Source organism: Methylobacterium sp. CM6246, from assembly GCF_054818005.1.
On record NZ_JBTXKY010000003.1, the window covers coordinates 163,167 to 181,842 of the forward strand.

30 protein-coding genes and 1 pseudogene are annotated in these 18,676 nt (G+C 63.8%); 15 read left to right on the forward strand and 16 right to left on the reverse strand.

Annotated elements, in window-relative coordinates; genetic code table 11:
* Positions 1 to 2 precede the first annotated feature (2 nt).
* A complete protein-coding gene (locus tag ACYQPG_RS30935) occupies positions 3 to 242 on the reverse strand; it encodes a hypothetical protein (protein ID WP_461232745.1) in 240 nt (79 codons plus the stop codon).
* Positions 243 to 284: 42 nt separating this feature from the next.
* Positions 285 to 473 (reverse strand): hypothetical protein, encoded by a 189-nt coding sequence (locus ACYQPG_RS30940; RefSeq protein WP_461232746.1) that lies wholly within the window; start codon positions 471 to 473, stop codon positions 285 to 287.
* Positions 474 to 774: 301 nt separating this feature from the next.
* Here ACYQPG_RS30940 and ACYQPG_RS30945 point away from each other — a divergent pair, with 301 nt between their 5' ends.
* Positions 775 to 963: a hypothetical protein gene (locus ACYQPG_RS30945; protein WP_461232747.1), complete on the forward strand. Its 189-nt coding sequence runs from the start codon at positions 775 to 777 to the stop codon at positions 961 to 963.
* Between the two features lie 52 nt (positions 964 to 1,015).
* On the opposite strand, the gene ACYQPG_RS30950 is transcribed toward ACYQPG_RS30945, so the two are convergent.
* A complete protein-coding gene (locus tag ACYQPG_RS30950; RefSeq protein ID WP_461232748.1) occupies positions 1,016 to 1,417 on the reverse strand; it encodes a hypothetical protein in 402 nt (133 codons plus the stop codon).
* Between the two features lie 83 nt (positions 1,418 to 1,500).
* Between ACYQPG_RS30950 and ACYQPG_RS30955 the strand changes: the two genes are divergently transcribed.
* Positions 1,501 to 1,761 carry a hypothetical protein gene (locus ACYQPG_RS30955; RefSeq protein WP_461232749.1) on the forward strand — a complete coding sequence of 87 codons (261 nt, stop codon included), beginning with the start codon at positions 1,501 to 1,503 and terminating at the stop codon, positions 1,759 to 1,761.
* A gap of 97 nt (positions 1,762 to 1,858) precedes the next feature.
* Here ACYQPG_RS30955 and ACYQPG_RS30960 read toward each other — a convergent pair whose 3' ends face one another.
* Complete coding sequence (locus tag ACYQPG_RS30960; protein ID WP_461232750.1) at positions 1,859 to 2,101, reverse strand: DUF6894 family protein; 243 nt, start codon at positions 2,099 to 2,101, stop codon at positions 1,859 to 1,861.
* Positions 2,102 to 2,442: 341 nt separating this feature from the next.
* Here ACYQPG_RS30960 and ACYQPG_RS30965 point away from each other — a divergent pair, with 341 nt between their 5' ends.
* A complete protein-coding gene (locus ACYQPG_RS30965; RefSeq protein ID WP_461232751.1) occupies positions 2,443 to 2,625 on the forward strand; it encodes a ribosome modulation factor in 183 nt (60 codons plus the stop codon).
* Between the two features lie 431 nt (positions 2,626 to 3,056).
* Here the strand turns inward: ACYQPG_RS30965 and ACYQPG_RS30970 are convergent, their stop codons facing one another.
* The 4 genes from ACYQPG_RS30970 to ACYQPG_RS30985 form a co-directional block, all read right to left on the reverse strand.
* Positions 3,057 to 3,308, reverse strand: coding sequence for a 3',5'-cyclic-nucleotide phosphodiesterase (locus ACYQPG_RS30970; RefSeq protein ID WP_461232752.1), 252 nt, complete (start codon positions 3,306 to 3,308; stop codon positions 3,057 to 3,059).
* A gap of 96 nt (positions 3,309 to 3,404) precedes the next feature.
* On the reverse strand, positions 3,405 to 3,611 hold the full coding sequence (locus ACYQPG_RS30975; protein WP_461232753.1) for a hypothetical protein: 207 nt from the start codon (positions 3,609 to 3,611) through the stop codon (positions 3,405 to 3,407).
* Between the two features lie 312 nt (positions 3,612 to 3,923).
* Complete coding sequence (locus tag ACYQPG_RS30980; RefSeq protein WP_461232754.1) at positions 3,924 to 4,184, reverse strand: hypothetical protein; 261 nt, start codon at positions 4,182 to 4,184, stop codon at positions 3,924 to 3,926.
* Positions 4,185 to 4,193: 9 nt separating this feature from the next.
* The gene (locus ACYQPG_RS30985) at positions 4,194 to 4,505 is read right to left on the reverse strand and encodes a hypothetical protein (RefSeq protein WP_461232755.1); all 312 of its coding nucleotides are present in this window, start codon (positions 4,503 to 4,505) and stop codon (positions 4,194 to 4,196) included.
* A gap of 506 nt (positions 4,506 to 5,011) precedes the next feature.
* Here ACYQPG_RS30985 and ACYQPG_RS30990 point away from each other — a divergent pair.
* The 3 genes from ACYQPG_RS30990 to ACYQPG_RS31000 all read left to right on the forward strand — a co-directional run bounded on the left by ACYQPG_RS30990 (position 5,012) and on the right by ACYQPG_RS31000 (position 7,490).
* Positions 5,012 to 6,094 carry a hypothetical protein gene (locus ACYQPG_RS30990; protein WP_461232756.1) on the forward strand — a complete coding sequence of 361 codons (1,083 nt, stop codon included), beginning with the start codon at positions 5,012 to 5,014 and terminating at the stop codon, positions 6,092 to 6,094.
* Between the two features lie 61 nt (positions 6,095 to 6,155).
* The gene (locus tag ACYQPG_RS30995) at positions 6,156 to 7,007 is read left to right on the forward strand and encodes a hypothetical protein (protein WP_461232757.1); all 852 of its coding nucleotides are present in this window, start codon (positions 6,156 to 6,158) and stop codon (positions 7,005 to 7,007) included.
* 87 nt (positions 7,008 to 7,094) lie between these two features.
* Positions 7,095 to 7,490, forward strand: coding sequence for a hypothetical protein (locus tag ACYQPG_RS31000; RefSeq protein ID WP_461232758.1), 396 nt, complete (start codon positions 7,095 to 7,097; stop codon positions 7,488 to 7,490).
* Between the two features lie 133 nt (positions 7,491 to 7,623).
* Here the strand turns inward: ACYQPG_RS31000 and ACYQPG_RS31005 are convergent, their stop codons facing one another.
* Complete coding sequence (locus tag ACYQPG_RS31005; RefSeq protein ID WP_461232759.1) at positions 7,624 to 7,821, reverse strand: hypothetical protein; 198 nt, start codon at positions 7,819 to 7,821, stop codon at positions 7,624 to 7,626.
* Between the two features lie 25 nt (positions 7,822 to 7,846).
* Between ACYQPG_RS31005 and ACYQPG_RS31010 the strand changes: the two genes are divergently transcribed.
* Positions 7,847 to 8,569: a PAS domain-containing protein gene (locus tag ACYQPG_RS31010; protein ID WP_461232760.1), complete on the forward strand. Its 723-nt coding sequence runs from the start codon at positions 7,847 to 7,849 to the stop codon at positions 8,567 to 8,569.
* Between the two features lie 72 nt (positions 8,570 to 8,641).
* On the opposite strand, the gene ACYQPG_RS31015 is transcribed toward ACYQPG_RS31010, so the two are convergent.
* Genes ACYQPG_RS31015 through ACYQPG_RS31025 form a run of 3 tightly spaced genes read right to left on the reverse strand, consistent with a single transcriptional unit; the run spans position 8,642 to position 9,320 of the window.
* Positions 8,642 to 8,896 (reverse strand): hypothetical protein, encoded by a 255-nt coding sequence (locus ACYQPG_RS31015; protein ID WP_461232761.1) that lies wholly within the window; start codon positions 8,894 to 8,896, stop codon positions 8,642 to 8,644.
* Positions 8,897 to 8,948: 52 nt separating this feature from the next.
* Complete coding sequence (locus ACYQPG_RS31020) at positions 8,949 to 9,146, reverse strand: hypothetical protein (RefSeq protein ID WP_147855220.1); 198 nt, start codon at positions 9,144 to 9,146, stop codon at positions 8,949 to 8,951.
* An 18-nt stretch (positions 9,147 to 9,164) separates the two neighbouring features.
* Positions 9,165 to 9,320, reverse strand: a complete 156-nt coding sequence (locus ACYQPG_RS31025; protein ID WP_461232762.1) for a hypothetical protein — start codon at positions 9,318 to 9,320, stop codon at positions 9,165 to 9,167.
* Between the two features lie 845 nt (positions 9,321 to 10,165).
* Between ACYQPG_RS31025 and ACYQPG_RS31030 the strand changes: the two are divergent.
* Together ACYQPG_RS31030 and ACYQPG_RS31035 are read left to right on the forward strand one after the other, a co-directional pair.
* Positions 10,166 to 10,405: pseudogene (locus ACYQPG_RS31030) on the forward strand (IS110-like element ISMno7 family transposase); the annotation flags it as partial.
* Between the two features lie 742 nt (positions 10,406 to 11,147).
* Positions 11,148 to 11,354, forward strand: a complete 207-nt coding sequence (locus ACYQPG_RS31035; protein WP_461231241.1) for a hypothetical protein — start codon at positions 11,148 to 11,150, stop codon at positions 11,352 to 11,354.
* A 55-nt stretch (positions 11,355 to 11,409) separates the two neighbouring features.
* Here the strand turns inward: ACYQPG_RS31035 and ACYQPG_RS31040 are convergent, their stop codons facing one another.
* Both ACYQPG_RS31040 and ACYQPG_RS31045 read right to left on the reverse strand, forming a co-directional pair.
* Positions 11,410 to 11,634, reverse strand: a complete 225-nt coding sequence (locus tag ACYQPG_RS31040; RefSeq protein WP_461231242.1) for a hypothetical protein — start codon at positions 11,632 to 11,634, stop codon at positions 11,410 to 11,412.
* A 64-nt stretch (positions 11,635 to 11,698) separates the two neighbouring features.
* Entirely contained in the window at positions 11,699 to 12,346 is a 648-nt protein-coding gene (locus ACYQPG_RS31045; protein WP_461232763.1) for an SDR family NAD(P)-dependent oxidoreductase, read from the reverse strand.
* A 454-nt stretch (positions 12,347 to 12,800) separates the two neighbouring features.
* Between ACYQPG_RS31045 and ACYQPG_RS31050 the strand changes: the two genes are divergently transcribed.
* Positions 12,801 to 13,697 carry a cobalamin B12-binding domain-containing protein gene (locus ACYQPG_RS31050; protein ID WP_461232764.1) on the forward strand — a complete coding sequence of 299 codons (897 nt, stop codon included), beginning with the start codon at positions 12,801 to 12,803 and terminating at the stop codon, positions 13,695 to 13,697.
* Between the two features lie 592 nt (positions 13,698 to 14,289).
* On the opposite strand, the gene ACYQPG_RS31055 is transcribed toward ACYQPG_RS31050, so the two are convergent.
* Entirely contained in the window at positions 14,290 to 14,496 is a 207-nt protein-coding gene (locus ACYQPG_RS31055) for a hypothetical protein (RefSeq protein WP_461232765.1), read from the reverse strand.
* A 353-nt stretch (positions 14,497 to 14,849) separates the two neighbouring features.
* Here ACYQPG_RS31055 and ACYQPG_RS31060 point away from each other — a divergent pair, with 353 nt between their 5' ends.
* The 5 genes from ACYQPG_RS31060 (at position 14,850) to ACYQPG_RS31080 (ending at position 17,679) form a co-directional block, all read left to right on the forward strand.
* Positions 14,850 to 15,341: a hypothetical protein gene (locus ACYQPG_RS31060; RefSeq protein WP_461232766.1), complete on the forward strand. Its 492-nt coding sequence runs from the start codon at positions 14,850 to 14,852 to the stop codon at positions 15,339 to 15,341.
* Positions 15,338 to 15,649 carry a ribbon-helix-helix domain-containing protein gene (locus tag ACYQPG_RS31065; protein ID WP_461232767.1) on the forward strand — a complete coding sequence of 104 codons (312 nt, stop codon included), beginning with the start codon at positions 15,338 to 15,340 and terminating at the stop codon, positions 15,647 to 15,649. The genes ACYQPG_RS31060 and ACYQPG_RS31065 overlap by 4 nt, the downstream gene beginning before the upstream one ends.
* A 73-nt stretch (positions 15,650 to 15,722) precedes the next feature.
* The gene (locus tag ACYQPG_RS31070) at positions 15,723 to 15,944 is read left to right on the forward strand and encodes a hypothetical protein (RefSeq protein ID WP_461232768.1); all 222 of its coding nucleotides are present in this window, start codon (positions 15,723 to 15,725) and stop codon (positions 15,942 to 15,944) included.
* Positions 15,945 to 16,145: 201 nt separating this feature from the next.
* Positions 16,146 to 16,700, forward strand: coding sequence for a hypothetical protein (locus ACYQPG_RS31075; RefSeq protein ID WP_461232769.1), 555 nt, complete (start codon positions 16,146 to 16,148; stop codon positions 16,698 to 16,700).
* Between the two features lies 1 nt (position 16,701).
* Positions 16,702 to 17,679, forward strand: a complete 978-nt coding sequence (locus ACYQPG_RS31080) for a site-specific integrase (RefSeq protein WP_461232770.1) — start codon at positions 16,702 to 16,704, stop codon at positions 17,677 to 17,679.
* Here the strand turns inward: ACYQPG_RS31080 and ACYQPG_RS31085 are convergent.
* Positions 17,674 to 18,360: a LuxR C-terminal-related transcriptional regulator gene (locus ACYQPG_RS31085; RefSeq protein WP_461232771.1), complete on the reverse strand. Its 687-nt coding sequence runs from the start codon at positions 18,358 to 18,360 to the stop codon at positions 17,674 to 17,676. The two genes, ACYQPG_RS31080 and ACYQPG_RS31085, sit on opposite strands and share 6 nt — an antisense overlap.
* Positions 18,361 to 18,676 lie beyond the last annotated feature (316 nt).

Below are 18,676 nucleotides of genomic sequence, written 5' to 3' on the forward strand. Positions count from 1 at the left end.
GTTCAGCCCCAGTCCTGGCTATCGAGTGCGCACTCGCCCTGCATGCGACTGGCGATCGCCGTCATCGCGTCGCTGAGCGTAGGGTGCGTGCGCGTTACGCTTTTCAGGTTGCTGTTGGGGTCGGGCACGATCTGAAAGAGACCGCCGACATCCTGCTCGATCGCGCCGAGCGACCGGCCAAGACGGTCTTTCAGGCCCCACGAGGTGCCGTTGGTCCCAGTTGGCGTCACGACGATGTCCATGGTGATCCTCCAAAGCGAGCTGTGGGGCCGAAGGCCCAGTGATCAGCACGAGGCAGTAGCCACCGTTCGCGCGATCGGGGTGCCGAGGCCTTCGACGACATGCCCAGCCTCCCGGCAGGCCGCGATCCAGGCCTCAGCCTCCTCGAAGGTCGGGAAACTGCGGGCGATGCCTTTGACGCTCGCCTGCCACGGCTCACCGGGAGCGGTCTGCCTGGGACCAAAGACCATCATGGCGGGCTCTTTCGCTCGAACGCAAGATAACAGGACTTGTATTGCGTTCGAGCTGTGAAGGATTTGGCCATCCGCGGCAAGCCGATCAGCCGGTTTGCTAGCAAACTGGAATTGCGGTCAGGCAGCAACGCGGCTCGCTGTGTTCACGGCTTGTCAGGAACCGCCGCCCGCCATCCTGTCGCTGAGCCAATTTGCGTATCGGCTCATACAGGTGAGGCAATCGAGATCCATGCCGCCGCATAGCAAGCCACTAGCTCCCACCGCTCGAGGCGAAAAAGCTGGCCGGCTTGCAGCGAGCGAGATGATCAAGACGCTGAGCCCGGAGACAGGCAGCGTTGAGGGCGTCGTGCGCCGGCTTGAGCAGGTCGGGATCATCGTGGCCCAGGGGCATCAGGAAGCCGGCATGCGACCTGCTGAAGTCCGGGGGTGGCACATCGGCTTCAAAGCGGGGATGCGCCTCGAACTCGGAGAGCACATGCGCCGCTCTTGATTGGCCGAGTTCCGCCTCGCCCCGTGAGCAGATCGGGGCGGGGCCGAGCGGATCAGCGGCGCCGCGGCACGCTCATGTCGATCTCGGGCGTGTTGATGATGGTCACGCCATCCTCGAAGCCCGAGCCGGCCGGCGTGAACGCCACGTCGAAGGTGCAGGTTGGCTTGGCGAGTGCCGCGACGCCATTGCACAAGCCGATCAGGTTCTCAGCGATCGCATGTGTCGTCCCGGCGCCGAGCCCAGATGCATTCAGCTGTAAGCGCTGGCCATCGGGCTCTGCCTCACACACGAACCCGTCGCCGCCTGAATCAACGCACCGGATCCCGCGGACCACGATTTGTCGGCCCTGGTATCCCTGCGGGTCTTTGAGCAGATGGCGGGCGGAGACGATCGTCTGAGCCTGCGCCCCGCCGGCAGCGACGACGAATGCGAGGGCGGCGAAGGCTGTGCGCATTTCTGCTATGTAGCCGTGATGGGACCGCTGACGAGGTGGCTTCGGTGCTACCCCAGCCCCTGTCGTCATGACGGAGGACGACCATGGGCCCTTCCGAACCCAATCGCCTGATCTACGCCAGTCCGAATAGCGACAGCTGGCACCTGCTGTTTGATCCCACGACCGGGCGCAGCTTCGTACGGCATACCGGCAACATCGCCTCAGGTGGCCATGTGACGGACTTCAGTCTCGCGACCTTCCTCGCGTCCGGACGCAACGGGCCTGAGCATCAAGAACTCTGGCGGCTGATCGGCACCCTCGTTGACGAGGATGAACTCAAGCACCGGCCCATCGACGTTGCGTAGGTTGAACAGCACCGCCGGATCCAATCACGGGCTGGCGGGGGAGGTCGTCGATCTTACCGGCGTCCTAGTAGGATGCCGGGATCTGGTTCGCGCGTCTTCAGGCCGCTAATGCGTCCTGAACCGGATCCTGCCGGATTGGTAGAAACGCGACCGGCGCTCTGGTCTGGTCCCGCACGACCAATGTCCAGAGATCATCTGGCCGCCGAGCAGCGACTTCATCAGCCACTTCGAGGATTACATCCAGAGCATTGGCCAGCGCCTGCTTCAGATTAGCCGCTTCAAAGCCGCTATTGTCCCGGACGGCTTCTTCGCCATTCTCGAAATCGAAGTAGAAGCGCATGAGAATTCGACCCCTCTGCCTAAAAGATTTGCCCTGCGTCCATTCTTGGCGCATAATGATTTGTTAACAGATCTGGTTAATAAATTGTTAATCTACGTATTGCGGGGCGCGCCTTACGTACCTCGATGAGGCCATACTAGGCGAATGTCACGCCCTCGGACGCCAGCAGCCTCTTCCGCGACATCATGAAGAACCATGGGGCGACAGCTATCGAAGGCGGATGGACCCCAAGACAGCTCTTCTCTGCAGTGACGGCGAACGACTGGCAGGCGTGAGGGGATCTCCGCAGTCTGCCAACAGGTTCTACCTTCAAGACGGGCTCCGTCTTGAAGGAGGGTGTCATGGATACGCGCCAGCCACCAATCATGAAAATCATCACGGAAGGGGCGCACGCCCGCGGGATCAGGCGCCCGAAAGATGCATGCCCGTACCCGGCCAAGTCGCTGGAGCGCAGAGCATGGATGGAAGGCTACGATGCCACGCCCTGGAAGGATGGGCCGGACTGCTCGATGGCCATCGCTTAACCTACGAGACGTAGCGCGTCCCGGCAGGATAGTCGCCGGGGCACGCGTCGAGCCCACCGAAACTCAGGACGATGCCGAGGAGCGACGGGCAGCGTCCGGTGGGGCGTAAGGATCAGCACCGTCACCGCTGACGCTCGCTGCGCCTGGCCCAAACAAGCTCACGGTTGATCCTCCCCAAAGGCCTCTTTAGGCCGTGAGGGCGGGAAGCTAACGCCTGCGGCCCGCAGAGCCTGCATCATGGCGTTGAGCTTGGCGATCGTGACTGTGGGCTCTCCGGGGCTGCTCTCGGCTCGCGCCACGACGCTCATAGGCACCTTGGCGTGCTGAGCCAGATTTCTGGGCGGCCAGCGAACGGAGAGCCGTGCTGCGAGAAGCTGCGGACCCGTGATCAACCCTCATCTGCTCCTATGGCCACGAGGCTGTCTGGTCGGCTACTTACCCTCGCCGCTCTTGTAGGCCGTGATCGCCCGCCGGCAGTTCTCCGAGATCTTGTCCATGTTCGTCTTGAAGCAGGCGTCCATTTCCGGGCTGTCCGGATCATTGCCGCTGCAGAAAGTGACAGCATCACCCGAGCAATAGGTCTTCAGATCCTTGTTGCCACGCTTCGAGGCAGATGCGTCAGGAGCTGCAAGAACGGGGGTCGCTACGACGATGAGGCTGAAGGCGAGGATCAGGCTGCGCATATTGGATACCTGGCTCAAGAAATTCGTCCATGCGCTAACGGCCTGGCTCGGTCTTCTATCCCTCCCGGCCCCGAACCGAGATCTGAGCCTTGCTACTCATGATCGCGCCTGTCGCTCTCGATGAACGTAGGACGCCACGCCGGTGGCGATCAGGACGGTCCCGACCCCGATGTAGGCTATCTCGACGATGCTGATGATGAAGTCCGTGGGCCGCGCGAGGGCGAGCCACACCATGAACAACAGGCCGGCGACCGGCACGCTGAGGGCTAGGACGCTGATCACGAACACCAGCCAGTGCGGCATTGCCCTGGGGCGGCGAGGCGCTGGCAGATTGCTATCGCTAATGCGTGTCACGGCGTCTTTCGATCCCGGAACCGGATGCTGGCCCCGCCTCCGTTCTCCGGGATGAATTCTGGGTCAATAGGCAAAGTCTATAGGAGTTCGCTAAGCTTCTTTGCAGCCATCTGAGGATCCCTCGTCGCGGCGATCTTGAGGCTGCACGGGGGGCATGGTCAAAAGGCGATGGCCAGGTGGGCGAGCGTCCAGCCAGGAGCCCGCAAAGCTTCGCACGTCCGGTTCAACTCCGGACCCCGGCCTCCAACACACCCCCATCATTCATGGCTGCGCCTCTGCACCCCCCTCAGCAGGCTGCGAAACGCCGAGCCATTCCAGTGCGGCTGATTGCGACTCGAAGGTGCGCCACTGGGATGTGAACGGCGCCGGCCTTTGATCTGCAGGCATCTCATCGAGCAACTCTATCTGCCACATGTCGTTTGAGCTGCCGCGATCAACGCTGCGCACCAATGCCGCCACCACGACGTCGTCGAGCAGTACGTCGTAGCTGCCAGGCGCTAGTCGCTCGACGGTGTAGGTCACTGCTGTTCCTTACTTTTTTCGGAAGCCGGCGAAGAAACGGGTTAAGTCGTGTAGATCAACATCCGGGAGAGCGCCTGGATCACTCGCCTCCGACGCCGGCCGATCAGTCTTGTCTGCCAGTTCGTGCATGACGTGCGTCAGCATCGGCGGCCACTCTACACCCTGATCCTGCAGGAAGCGCGCGGCCTTCGCCAAGGCGACGGCGTGGTCCGCAGGAACCGTCCGACCCATCATCTGCGCGTCGAACACGCGATCGGCGAGCACGGTGCAGAGGCGTAAAACCTCGGACAGTTGCTCGGGGGAGGGGGGCTCGTCGGTCATGCCGGATCCTTGCGGCGCAGTTTCACGCCAGGCTCGCCGCCGTTGGTGAATTCGACGCCCGCCTCACGGAATGCCGCCTCCAGAGCGTGGATCGTCGCTGACTTCGTGGACATGAGCGGTCCGTCCATCTTCTCCAGTCGCTTTACCGTCTCAACCGAGACCCCCGCTTTTTCGGCGACAGTTGATTGCTCCCACCGGATCAGGGCTCGGGCAGCGCGTAGCTGTTCAGCAGTTAGCAAAATACACCTCAGAGGTATTGCGTTGCGCGCCAGGTGCTGACACCTCAGACGGCGTGTATTACACCCTGAGTGTATCGAAAGTCGCCTTGGAGGCCAAGGCCATGACCCATCGCACCGTCTCTTGGACCAAGCTCTCCCGCAGCCTGCACGACCGCGGCCTTCATCATTGGCGGCGGCATGGTGCTCACCGGCCTCGTCAGCCTTCTCTGAACCGACCCGCAACCCGAGCGGGCCGGTCGCCCGCGTCCCTCCTTCGAGGATCCCGCGATGTCTTTCCGTGCCTCTCTCAAGAACCTGATCCGCCGCGATGCCGAGCGCCCGAGCCTCCGGGAGCGCGCCGCCAACCTGCGGGTCGATCTCTCGCGCGTCGTTCGGCAGCCGGTTGCGCCTGCCGTCGAGCCCACGCCTGATTTCGCCGACCAGGTGGCGCAGGCCGGCCCCGACCACGATGTACTGGCCGGCGGCGGCATCGACCACCGCGACGGCAGGGTCTCCTACGCCGACGCCTCCGGGAAGGTCTCGCGCCGCCCGATGGGGCACTGGATCGGCTTCAACGCCCTGCAGATGCACAACCGGGTGCAGCACGAGATGGGTCGGCGGCGCATCATCGAGGCCAACCCGCTCCCAGCCGAGGAGTATGCGGCCTGGGAAGCCAAGATCCGGCGCGAGATGCGGTCCGATGCGGTGTTCGCCCTCGCGTTCCATTCGGACCGGACGTTCAAGGCCGCCCAGGATCTGCGCAATGGGGCCGAGCCCATCTCAGCCGAGGTGCGCGCTTCCACCGACGCCGACCTGGTTGCCCTTGCGCCGAAGTGGCAGGCTGCGAGCGACGCCTACGATCAAGCCATTCAGGAGCAGATCGCGGTCTCGGACGCCGCCCAGCCCGGACCGTCGCACGATCAGCCGCACGTCGAATGGGCGCGCCAGGTGGCAGTGTGGCGCGAGCGGACCGGCGTCGAGGCTGCCGAGGAGGCATCGGGCGAGGCGTGCCGGGCACTCGGCGCGATCGAGGACCAGATCGCCGAGCTACCGGCAGCATCCCTGGCGGGTCTGCGCCTCAAGGCACGAGTCGCCCAGCGCTACGATGACATCGGCATAGAGTGGCCAGACGGGCTGGGTGATGGCCTCGCCCGTGATCTGCTGGCGTTCGGCGCCGACGGCTTGCCAGACGAGAACCCGACCGGCGACGCTTTGCTGCTACAGCTCGGCCGCCAGTTCGATGCCGCCCGCAAGCGCGAGACCGCGGCGTGCGACGCCTGCAACGCGGCGCAGGAGGAGGCCAACCGGCATATGCCCGCGCCCCGCCGCTCTCCTATTCCGTGCTTTCGACCACCCGCTGCGTCTGGGTAAGTACCTCACCCACCCGGATCACCTCGAAGGCACGGAGATCACGGCCGACGACATCGCGTGGATGAAGCGCAAGCCCTACGTCCGCGAGGTCCGCCGCCCCGTGCGCCCAGAGGATAACCTGCCGTGGGACGCGCACACGGTGGTCGATACCCACCCGTGGCCGGAGGCGCAGGAGCGGGCGGACGAGATCGTCACGGCCTGGGAGGCGTGGCACACCGAGCGCCTGCGGATCCACGGCGAGTACGTCACGGACGCACTCGATGATGCCGCCAACAAGGCTGGGGAACAGACTACGGATCTCGCGCTGCGTATCGCCGAACTGCCAGCGCGCACCGTTGCTGGGTTCCGAGTGAAGCTTAGGGCACTGGCCTGCTACAACCCAAGCTTCTTCTACCTCGACCCGCCGGAACTGCCGGATCCGGATCAGGCTCTGTCGCACTCGCTCTGGCGCGATGTTCGGGACGAGGCGGCGCCGGCTGTCGAGCCCGCCATGACGCCCACCCTGGCGGCCGAGCCCTCGCCCTTGCCCGCTCCAATCGGCACCAGCCTCGTTGGCCAGATCGATTTTGCCTCAGGCTCAATGGAGGATCTGCGGGCGCTTTGGGACAGCGCCCACAGCGTAGGCAATGCGGCCTACGCCATGGCCTGGACCGGGCGATGCCACACCGGACCGGCAGGCGAGCAGCACAACGCCGCCGGCAAACTGATGCAGTGGCTCGGCGAGGCCTTGGCCAACGTGGCGGACGAAGCCCGCAAAGAGGCGCGGCGGCGCCGACCAAAGACGCCGGATGAGCGCGAAACCCGCCTGACGATCCTCGCGGGTCCGGCCATCGAGAACGGCGACCCCGACGAGATCGCGGCCTTGGCCGGCGAGATGGCGGCTCACGCCGTGGCCGAGCGGGCAGGGCGCTGACGGCGCCCGCCACCCCTTCTGTAGCCGTGCGTACCGCCCCGGCCGGTGCCTGCCGGGCTTCCCCTTCACACCCCGAGACCTGACATCATGGGCGACGTGCTCGCCTTCACCCCGCGTCTGAAATCGGCCGCTCCCGAGACCCTGGAACCGCTGACCGGGCCGGAGATCCGCGCCAGTCTGGAGGAGGCCGCCCAAGTCGCCCTCGACGCGGCTGACCGCATCATCGGCGTGCTGGACCGCATGGACGGCGACACCGACCTTGAGGATGGCGCCGACGCCGAGCCGTCACTGGCCGCGCCTGAGAACCACACCGGATCGCAGGTGGTCTGGATGTGCGGCAACGATGCCGACCGCGAGACCGAGACGCCCGAGGCCGTGCTGCCGGAAATGGCGGTGGAGGCGGTTGTCTTGCCTTGGCGCGGGCGCGGGAACGTCCTCGCTGCGGCCGGCGTAGCCCTCTTCGACCTTGTAAACGTGAGATGATGTCGACAAGTATCCGAAATCCATCCCAGGTTGCCGCTGCCGTCGAGCGCTTGTCCTGGCGTGCAGGATATCTCAGTATCTCCCGTGGGAACGAATAGATATGAGGATCACGGGTAGTGGCGAAGACTGATCCTCACTCGCTGCCGCCAGGGTCATCCTTGGGCACATCGGTCTCAACGGAAGGCTCGTAGAAATCTTCGACTGAGCAGCCCAGAGCCTCGCCAAGTCGTTTCAACACTCTTAGCTTGCGCTCGCGCTCGCGAGCCGCAGCGGCTTGATCCGTTGCGGGCAGACCGAATTCACGGCCTTCACCTTTATCGCGTTCGCCCATCCTGGGCCTGCCGTCGCCTGTAACCGTGCGACTGTATAACCGGGTTGCCGAGCAACGAAAAGTTGTGATCCTGGTTTCTGCTCAAACTGCGGAAAGCTCGGGTTGGCGCATGCCGCGTCGGTTATCGGATGACACGCTCTCATCGGCCTCGCTGCCGTTGACCAACCTCAACATCGGCTTGTGGGAGGACGATGTCGACAACGACTGTATCCGGGGCGATGCCGTGTTCGCTCGGATTTATGGGTTGCTAGACGCCGAGACCGCCCAAGGCATTTCATGGTCTCGGCTCGTTTCGATCTTCCACCCAGAGGATTTGGCACTGGATACGGTGCGTCGCCGCCGGGTGCGCGAAGACGGCGGTTTGTTCGTGTGGGAGCACCGCATCATACCCGTGCCGGGTGTAGTGCGCTGGGTGCTGGCGCGTGGCCATTTCGAGCGAAGTCTGGATGGAGGAATGCGCGGACGCGGCATCCTCATCGACGTCACCGACTCACGGACCGAGGGTTACGTAGATGGCCCGTCGCGCTTCCTTGGAGTGCCCGAGGCGACGTTGTCGCCTGCAGAGCGTATGGCCGAGCGCGCACTCGAGCTATGGGAACTGCGGGACGAGTTGAGTGCAGACAGTGCCGCCCGGCTACAGCCGCTTATTCATGCGCTGATGCTTGAACTTGGTCGCGAGATAGCAGCTTCGCTGCCGGAAGGACGGGCGACCGCGACACCAAACAGAGGCGGTTCGAAGGTGCACTGAGGCTCATCATCGTAGGCGTGGTCAGCCAGGCGGCGGATATATCGGTATCGATCGAAGGGTTGGTACCTTGCCTTAGTCCCGAACGGGTTTCGGCTCCGGCTTAGCCGTTCGCATGAGGGTCTGGATCGCTCGCGGCGCTCGACCGGCCTTCTCGGCGATCTCAGCCTCTTGCTGCTCGATCAGTTCGTGGGCCGGCTGATCGCCGTCCAGACCGCCGAGGATCTCAATCGGCACGCGCCGGTTCGAGGCGCGACTGCCGTCCTCGAAGACGACGTCGAACAGGACGGAGCCGCGGTCTTGCGGGAGTTGTCGTGCGCGCTTGGCCATGTCGGCCTGATACCTCTGCAAGCTCGGCTACACCAGAACGCAGACAGCCGCCTCACCTGCCTATCAGGGACTGCAGGTCGTCGCGCTTCATGAGCAGGTCGCCGAGGTGCCGTCGATAGAGCTCGATGCTCGCCCGTTCTTGCCTCGCCCCTTCCGCGGACAGGTCCGGGTCTTCGAGTGCTCGCGTCGAGGATCGGACGCTCTCCTCCAGGGTGGCGATCTCGCGCTCGACCTTCTCAAGCTCGGTCACAACAACTCCTCATTGTGGTCAACCGGACGAGGCCAGACGGACCCATTCGAGGTGACTGGCCTTGGTCGCTCGACTGTGCGCGTCAGCGCCATAGCGGACGAACACGAAGAACCTGTCGAACGAGGTCACGACGCCCAGTTCGGGCTCCACCTCCGGGCGGTCACGATAAGCCACCCTGCGACCGATGTCCGATGGGGTCGGTGCGATCATGATCAATGGGACCCTGTGTGCACCACCGAGAATGCGCAGGCTGGCGACTCGGGTCCAAACGTTGATTTAACCGTGCCGCCCGGACGACATGGGATGTTACGGCCGGGCCCGCCTTGGCGAGTCGAGAGCCGGCAATTCAGGAGACCGTCGCCGCGAGATAGACCCTGAAAAGCCAACAGCCCCTTCCCGGCAAGGAAGAGGCTGCTGAAAATCCTGAGGCCTGGTGGGGCCGCGTCGGTCCTCCCCACAAGCCATGAGCCCCCGGGGTGTCAAGACGGAACTCGTTTCCGTCAACCGGAAGGCTTTGCCTGGACCCTAGCCGCGGCCCGTGAGGGACCGGGTTCGATTAACTATGCCGAAGAGATCCGCCGACAGGCGGAGGTGGCCGCGCGCGCCTCATTGTCCACCATCACGGCTGCGCTCTGACGCGCCTACAGCGCCGGAAAGATCACGGAAGCCGAGGCTGAGTCGCTGTCTGGGCTGATCGAGGCACGCACGGACGCGCCCGCAGCTCGTCGGCCGCTGACTGAGGCCCTTACCAACCGGCATACCCCTCAGGATCGTCAGATCAGCCCCAGGAGACCCAGTGTCGGCTCCAGGCCACGCACGGGACGCCTCGATGGAGCGCCGCCGCCGCTGAGCCGCCTCTGGGCGCCTGCCGCCCGGTTTCGCCGCCAAGTTTACACTGGCCGAGCAGGCAGTGCTTTCCCTCGTGGCCGCTGAGGTCGCTCGTCGGAAGGAGTGCTGGCTGTCGATCGAGAACATGGCCGCTGTCACCGGCGTCTGCCGCTCGACCGTGAAGAACGCGATCCGCGAGGCTGCGAGGTCGAAGATCCATCGCGGGTGGACGAACCTCGGTGCGGGGCGTGCTCTACATGGCCGCTATGACCGCGATCCGGCGAGGCTCTCCTTTTCGGTCCTTCTACGAGCAGCTGACCCAGCGAGGTCGGCCGAAGAAGGTCGCCCTCGTCGCCGTGATGCGAAAGCTCCTGGTGACGCTCAACGCCATCGTTCGCGACCGCACGCCCTGGCGGTCGATCACCTCTTGACCTTCAACACAGCCGCTCCGTCGTTGTGGCGCTGCCGTGAAGAACCTGACCCATAGCGCGTCCCTCCACTCCAATGTGAAGAGTGCACCATCAAACCCTGGGATCAAACATCTAGCCAACCATCTTAGGTAGCCCGGTTTGGCCGACATCGTCCGTATCGAGGTCGATGTCAGCGATCGCTGTGTGCAGGTTGCGGCACATTCCATTGCCGGGGGTCGTGTCCTTGTGGGCGCATTTCGCTCGCCAGAGCGACTGGTCGACCTGAACGACAACACACGCTCCGTGAGTGATAACGACGACGGGCATGGCGCACGAGGCGCAGTGGGTGAGGTTGAAATGCATGTTGTAGGGCTGGGCCTACCACATGCCTCAGCTCAAGCTACGAGCCATGTGGGTTCGCGATCGTCGCGGCTGCGCCGGCGGGAAGAAGCGGTGCTGTAGGAAAATCCTGCGACGATCACCCTGGAGATAAGCGGCCTAATAGTGCCTCCTCCAGCACGCGCTCCATCTCTGCATGTCGGCTAAGTGGTTCGTTGCCATCGCGTGGATGCTCTTGGCGTCAGCGAGGCCGATCGAGCGCCAGGTGCCCTTGATCCTCGCTTCACAGATGGCTGGATCGGGCGTCGCTATGGCCTGCTGAAGTGCCACGCCAGCGCTATCGCCGCCGGCTCGCCGCAGGAACAGCCACGGAGGTCCGTGCATATGACTCGCATCGTCAGAACGGTGCTGGCATAGCCCATCTATGCCCGACGCTGTTCCCCATCCCTACTCCATCGAAGTGTCGCCGCTTCCCAAGCCGGAAGGGCATTTCCAATGGACGATCCGCCGAAGCGGCAAACTCATTGAGCGCTCCGATCGCGCGCACCGCAGCGAAGCGAAGGCTCATGAGAGCGCGATGGAGGCCATCGAGCGGTCTTTGAAGCCGGGAGCTGATGGCGGGCGCCGGTGAGCGCGCCACCGCCTGTGAGGTCCGGTCCAAACATGATTGGTGCTCATCCACGAAATTACTCTTCGATGACCGCCGCTAGTTCCTCCAGAATGCGGTCGATCGCATGGACGATCTGCTCGGCGGTTTGAGCCAAGCCAGGATCCCGCGACATCACAATCACCGCCTGTTGCAGCGTGCGAAACTGCTGAAGCCGAGCGACCGGATCGACCCTCCGGGCGATGGCGGATCGCACGAGGCCATCGACGAACTCGCGCGCCAAAGGATCATCAAAATTCGGCATCATCTAGATCAGCGCCGTTTGATAACGGCCACTCCTAATCACATTCCGAAGGGCTTGCTGCGGGTCAGCTCCCGGTGAACATCACCTCGGGACTGATGCTCACTCCCTGCAGATATAACTGCCAGAACACGTCTGCGATCCGGTCGGGGGCAAAGGGCGTGCCCTCCTGCATACGGCCTGCAATCGTGACGGTCGCAACGGCGATACCATCGACCTTGAAAGCCTCCGACATCGAGTAGGCGAGATTACGCAGGGCGGCTTTCCCAGCAGATAGGGAGAAAGCACTCGGCCAAGGCCGGGGATCGATGGCGAGACCGGCGCCCGTCAGAAAGATACTGCCGTGGCCGCGGGGTGCCATTAGACCGTGCACCGTTCGAGCTGCCGCGTAGGCTCCGACCACGTTCACCTGCAGGTCGGCCGCAACATCACTCGGTGTCGGTGTGCCCGGCGATCCGATGCTGACCCTGTAGGCGTTGTAGATCAGGACCTCGATCGGTCCTCGATCGGCCTCGATGGAACACAAGGCTGCGTCGAGGTCGGCAAGATCCACGGCGTCGGTTTGACGAACCTCGATCCGCTCCTCGGCGGATACTCTGTCCAGAGTGCGAGCCAGCCCAACCACGCAAAAGCCTTCGCGAGCGAAGCAGCGAGCGATCGCGAGGCCGAGCCCCGGTCCGATCCCGACCACCACAACTGCTTTGCCCGCATGCATGAGCGTATCCTCCAATGAATGGGGCCGGTGGTGTTAAGACCCGCAGATCGCTCGCCCCCGGCGGCGCAGCGCACGTAAGGGTCGCACGCTCTGGACGTACACCGCGACTGGATCGAGCCGGATTCCCGTCACGAAACCGGCGCCCAAAAACACCGGCAAACTTCAAAGCGCTATATCCACGATACCTGCTCGTATGATGCAGCCAACCATCACAGATCAACGATAGCATATACACGGCGAAGAGAGTCGAACCCCCAACAGGCTGGCGTACTCGCGTTTCATAGCCGGAAATCACGTAGCCGGATCAATCCCGACTTGAACGACCACGCGGATTTTGAGCGGGCGAATAACACGAATTGCCAAGCTTTACATTGTGCTCGTCGCCAGCTTTGATGCCCGCCTGCGATCGAGAGGCCGGCAAGGTCCGTGACGCAGTAGCACCGGGAGGGGGCAGATGCAGAACCTCGCTACGCCTGAAGGCCCGTGGGGCGAGAGCGCCTCGCAGGAGCCCGAACGTGCGGCCCAGGCTCGTCAAATCTATGCGCGCAAACGCGCCGCCGAGGCTGCCCGGGAACGTTGCCTCCTACTGGGTCAGGTCATCCAGGCCGCGATTATCCCCCAGCTGGTGCTGCTCCATCGTGGTTTCGTGTCCGAGATCACGAAACCGGCGTACAAGCCGGACGTGGCGCAGGTCGCTGCCTTCACCGATCTGGCGCTCGCGCAGGATGAACAGCCCGTCGTGGAGGCTTTCTCGGCGCTGGTCACGGAAGGCTACCCGGTCGACCGCTTGTTCCTCGACCTCCTTGCGCCCTCCGCGGCTCTCCTGGGCCGGATGTGGGACGAAGATCTGTGCGATTTCCTCGAGGTAACGACCGGCGTCGCTCGGCTTCAGCGCCTCGTGGCTCGGTTCCGGGTCGACGGAGCAGCACTCTCACTCGACGGCGAACGTCGCGCACTCTTGATGGGGGCTCCAGGGGAGCAGCACACGTTCGGCGTACGGATCGTCGAGCAGTTCCTGCGCAGGGCAGGTTGGTCGGTGTCGATCGGGCTTTCATCCAGCTCCGAGGAGATCGCCACTTTGGTAGCGAACGAATGGTTCGATGTCGTCGGCCTGACGCTCAGCGACGGGACGCGCCTCGATCAGCTTGCGACTGCAATCGGTTCCGTGCGCGAAGCATCCTGCAACCCAGCCATTGGGATCATGGTTGGGGGGCCAGTGTTCCTTGAGCATCCTGAGCTCGTCAAACGGGTTGGAGCAGATGCGTCTGCGGTCGATGCGGCGACGGCGGTGCTTCTGGCGCAACGGCTGCTCGATTTCGCCACCGATAGCGCCCAGGCCTTGTCAGCGTAATTCGAGGGGACTGGTCGCGGTCAGCGCGATGCAGAAATGCGCAGTCTCGTCCTCGCCTTCAGCCTTACCAGCGGTTCCCGTAAACACGTCGCGTTCAACACCACGCGCCTCACCGTAGACTGCCGGCAGGTAGCTCCTTAGCGAGTCCGGCACGACCCCTGCGTCTACACCCCCGGACACCACGCCTACATTCCGGGGAGCTGTATGCCGTTGCAGGGGACGCCACGTATCCGACTAGGCCTCTCCGAGGTTGATGCCGCGGTCGGTACTGTCGCAGCTTTGGTCCTGGCCATCGAGCGGACGCCAAGCGCCTCCAGTGCGTCGGATCATCGGACAGCGATCCGACGACATGGCCGAGCGCTCGCAGCGTCGGGCGGCTCTGACATGATGCGTACCGTCCTCCGGAAGATTGGAGAACTATCGCCAGCCTACGCAGACGCGCGGAAGGCGATCATCGCCGCCGAGTGGGCAAAGAGCAGTGCTTCGATCCGTTGAGGCCGAACACCTCGTGGATCGTGGCTGCGCCTTGGGCGGCCAATTTTTGTGAGAGAGCAATCGTTGGGGGCGGCCAGCTACGAGCAGTCCGCACCTATCATTCACTCAGCCATTGAGATGTGATTTCTCGAAGTGCCGCATCGCCGTTCGCCTCTGACGCTCCCTCCGAACCGAAGGACCGAGCCGACTGACGCACGATCACATCATCCCGCGTGACCGACCAGTCGAACCGGCCCGGCTCCTTCAAGGATGGGGTGACCCGCAGCTTGTGCGGGTTCGGCTTGAAGGTGATCATACTCAGCATGTGGGAGCACCCTGCCCCATCTACGAGTGGAGTGAGCGGCGGGGCCGAGCGACCTCCGGTGTGATCTCGATGGCCTAGCGGCGACGGTGCGGCTCCAGCATGATTGGCTATGCCCGCGCCATCATCCTTCACCTGTGAAGTCCTGTCCGACGGGAAGTAGGTGGCCATGCCGGTCGACGAGGTTCAGGCCCGCCACCGGGACGCCGTTAAACGCTGCCCGGCCTGTGGCGGACTGATAATGATCATGGGCGGCTACACGCCGATGAGGCGCACGGCGCTATCGCACTTTCATATTCACGATGGCTGCACACTGCCCCCGCAGCACTTCAAGGGGGAGGCAAGGCCCCACCCGGATGCGATCAGGTAGCTCATCAGCGTTCAACCGCGTCGATATCGTCCTCGTAGACGGAGCCCGGCGTGAGGGGTTCGGCCGGATCATGATCGACACCTCACCGCACGCCGAGGACTCGATCCTCGCGGCCATGCGGGCGGCTGACCTCGTGCTTGTCCCAACCCGGCCGGGGCCGCTAGACTTGGCGGCGGTCGCCTCGACCCTCGACCTGGCACAACGCGTCGGCAAGGCGGCTCTCGCGGTCATCAACCACGCGCCGGCTCGGACTGGATCAGCCGAGCCCGCGATCGTGGCCGAGGCCAGAGCCGCGTTTGTCGCCAGGGGAGCGACCGTGGCAGCAACCGCGCTGGCGAACAGAGTGGCCATGTCTCACGCAATCCTAACCGGCTCGACGGTCAACGAGCACGAACCGGATGGGAAGGCGGCGGCTGAAGTCGCCGCGCTATGGAAGGAAGTCGAGGCGGTGCTGGCCGCCGGGGAGAAGTCACGATGAGCAAGGCGCCCCGCCCTACCCTGAACAGCCTGGCCGGCCGGTTCACTCGGAAGGATCCACCGATCGCCGCTGCCAACGTCGATAGCGAACCGACCAATACCGGCGAACCAGCACTCGCGGCTATCGAGCCCCCGATGTCCTCCGCTCGGTCAGTGAAAGCCAAGACCGACGCTCGGGTACAGATCCTCACGCGGATCGACCCGGCCACGCGCAAGCGGCTCAAGGTCATCGCGGCCGAGCAGGAGCGGACCATTCAGGAAATCTGCGAGGAGGCGATCCGCGATTTCGTGGCGCGGCATAGCAAGTGATCAGGCCCCCGAGCTTACGAGCTATCAATCTCGCTCGATGCGAAGCTGTCGATCTTTCACAGCGAGGTACTGCGTGAAGATCCGGGTCGGCGAGCGCGGGGAGATGCGTCACGTCCGGGTCGCGAGCATCGAGCGGACCAAGGACGACACGGTGTCGGTGATCGGCCTTATAGGCTTCGGCCGTGCGGAGCGCGTGTTGATCGAGATCGACGCCGACACCCTGGCCGAAATGGTACGGGCAGCGCTTCGCAGCGAGCCGCGACCGGAACTCACCAGCAAGCCGAAGCCGGACTAATCAACGAGCACCGACAGACGTGTCGATCACTCGCAATCTTTTTATCAAATTTTCTTGCGGGCTTGCTAGCGGGACGTTCGACGTTAACTTTCGATAACGGTCGTTCTCGAAAGTTTAGGACTGACTAGCATCCGCGTCAGATGGCGACCGTGCGCCAGGTCTGATTAGTATCGTCCGCGTTCAACCGGGAGGTGGCCCGATATGCCAGATGCGCCCATCATCATTCCTACGGAGACGCTCGCGCTTTCGCCGGAATGGAAAGAGACTGCCGAACTCGCCGCTCGTAACCTCGGCCTCAGCAAACCCCTTGCGGAGATGAGCCCAGAGCACTGGCAGCTCGTCCTTGCTAGCGTCACGGATCGGATGCGCCTGCGTGGTGCGTCCCTCCCACGCGGTTGGCGGCTTGCCCTCGCTCGAGAGGTTGGTCGCCAGGATGCAGCAAACCCGGCGGAGGCCCGCATTCTAGCGCTGCACGCCAAGCGTGAGGAGATCGCCGCGCATGTCGCGCGCGACCTGGGCCTGGGAGATCTAGTGGAGCTCAGTCGAAAGGACCGCACCGCGGTTGATCAGCAGACCACCGAGACGATTGAGGGCTGCGACCCAACCTCGCCAGAGCCGGCCGACTGCTCGGACGCCGATCGGACGATGCGACGGCTGCTCTCCGAGCACCGCGCCTTGAGTGATCTGCAAGCCGACGAGGACAACGCGCGCTTGGCAGAGGAGGGCGAGGTGTTCGCGCCCGAGAACGACGCCTGACATGCTGTCCGTCGAAGCGCCCGAGTTGCTGGCGAGCCTTCCCGTAGAAGCGGCGGCGTTCGTTCGCGCCTACCAGCGGGCCAGCAAGGCCGACGCGACCGTGCGGGCTTACACCTCGGACGCCCGGGTGTTTCAGGACTGGTGCGCCCGGTTCGGGCTTCGGTCCCTACCAGCGAACCCGGAGGCCGTGGCCGCTTTCATCGTGTCCCAGGCAGAGGAGGGGAGGGCAGCCTCGACGCTGGGCCGGCGGATCGCCGCGATCCGGTACGCGCACAAGCTGGCAGGCGCCGACGATCCGACAGAAGACGAGGGTGTTCGCGCCGCGATGAAGGGCGCCCGGCGCAAGGTGGGCGTGGCGCCGACCCAGAAAGCAGCTGCCACAGCCGAGATCCTGGCTGCGCTGCTGATGCGCACGCCCGACACCCTGACGGGCAAGCGCGATCGCGCGCTGCTGGCGCTAGGATTCGCGGGAGCCTTCCGCCGGTCCGAACTCGTGGCCCTCGATGTCGCCGACCTGGTCGAGCATCCGGAAGGCCTGCGGGTCCGGGTGCGCCGGTCGAAGACGGACCAAGAGGGCAGGGGTTTGGAGAAGGCGATCCCGCACGGCCGGTTCATTCGGCCCGTCGCCCTGGTGCGGGAATGGCTGAATGCGGCCTGTATCGTCGAGGGACCCGTGTTCCGGCCGGTGTCGCGGTCAGGGAATGTGCGCTCCCCAGATGCGGGGACCGCAAAGCCGCCTCGTCTCACCACCCAGGCCGTGGCCGATATCATCAAGCGGTACTGCACAGCCGCCGGGCTCGATGCCTCGACCTTCGGGGCGCACTCCCTGCGGGCCGGCTACATCACCACAGCAGCCGAGCGCGGCGCCGACCTCGCCCGGATCATGGATCAGTCCGGCCACCGGGATCCGCGGACCGTGGTTGGGTACATTCGGCGAGCGAACGCCTTCAAGAGGCACTCGGGGAGCGGGTTCCTATAATAATTGCTCCCTACTGAAATACTGGTTCGTGAGATACGCGACCTCAGTGCGGTTCTTTGCCTTCAACTTCTTCATGATGTTGCGGACATGAACCTTCACGGTGCTCTCGCACATGTTCAGCTCGTAGGCGATGATCTTGTTCGGCGTGCCCTTACGCAGGGCACGAGCGACGCTGAGCTGACGAGGGGAGAAGGCGTGATCTGCGGGGGCTTGGTCCGACGTACTTTCCAGCCCTGCTAGAACGCCCATCATGCACGCTGCCGGCAGGTAGACCCCACCAGCGCGGATGAGTTGCAGAGCCTGGATGGCCACTTCCAGAGAGATGCTGGTTGGGATGTAGCCTTTGACGCCAATCCTCAACACCTGAACGATCTGACCAGAACTCTCGCAGTCGGACATGACCGCCACCCTCACGCCCGGAGCGTAGGCATGGATTTCGGCGAGCTCTCGAGCGATCTGATCCCGTTCCGCTTGAGGTGCGCTGCCGCCAGGTAGGCACAGCAGAACGGTACTGGTCGAGGTCGATGCCGCCGAGTCCTGCCAAGCGGCCACGCTCGGGAAGCCCATGAAAGCCAGGTTCGGCCGGGCATCGCGCAGGGAAGCGAGAAAGCATTGGCCGATTAGCGGGCGCCGATCGATAACGACGAAAGAGGGCTCAACTTCGGAAGCGATCTGGCTCATCACCAGAGCCGCCTGGAGTGCTCCAAAGCGAAGGTCGGACGTCCCGTCAGCCTTTAACACCGGACGGATTTTGCTGAGGAGAGACATTCGGATACGGCCTGGACGCCCTGATACGCAAGGTGGCGTAGCCACACAATCCAGAAAGGAAAAATTAGTCATTAATAGTGTATTGACACGGCTATAATTGACCGATTATAGACTCGTCGAGTCTAATTTTTAAGCAATGACAACTACGTTCAACTCTGGACAAATCGCCACCGCCCGTAAATATAATTCGCTGTCAAAATCGCTGAAACCTTCTTGCAAACGCCATAAA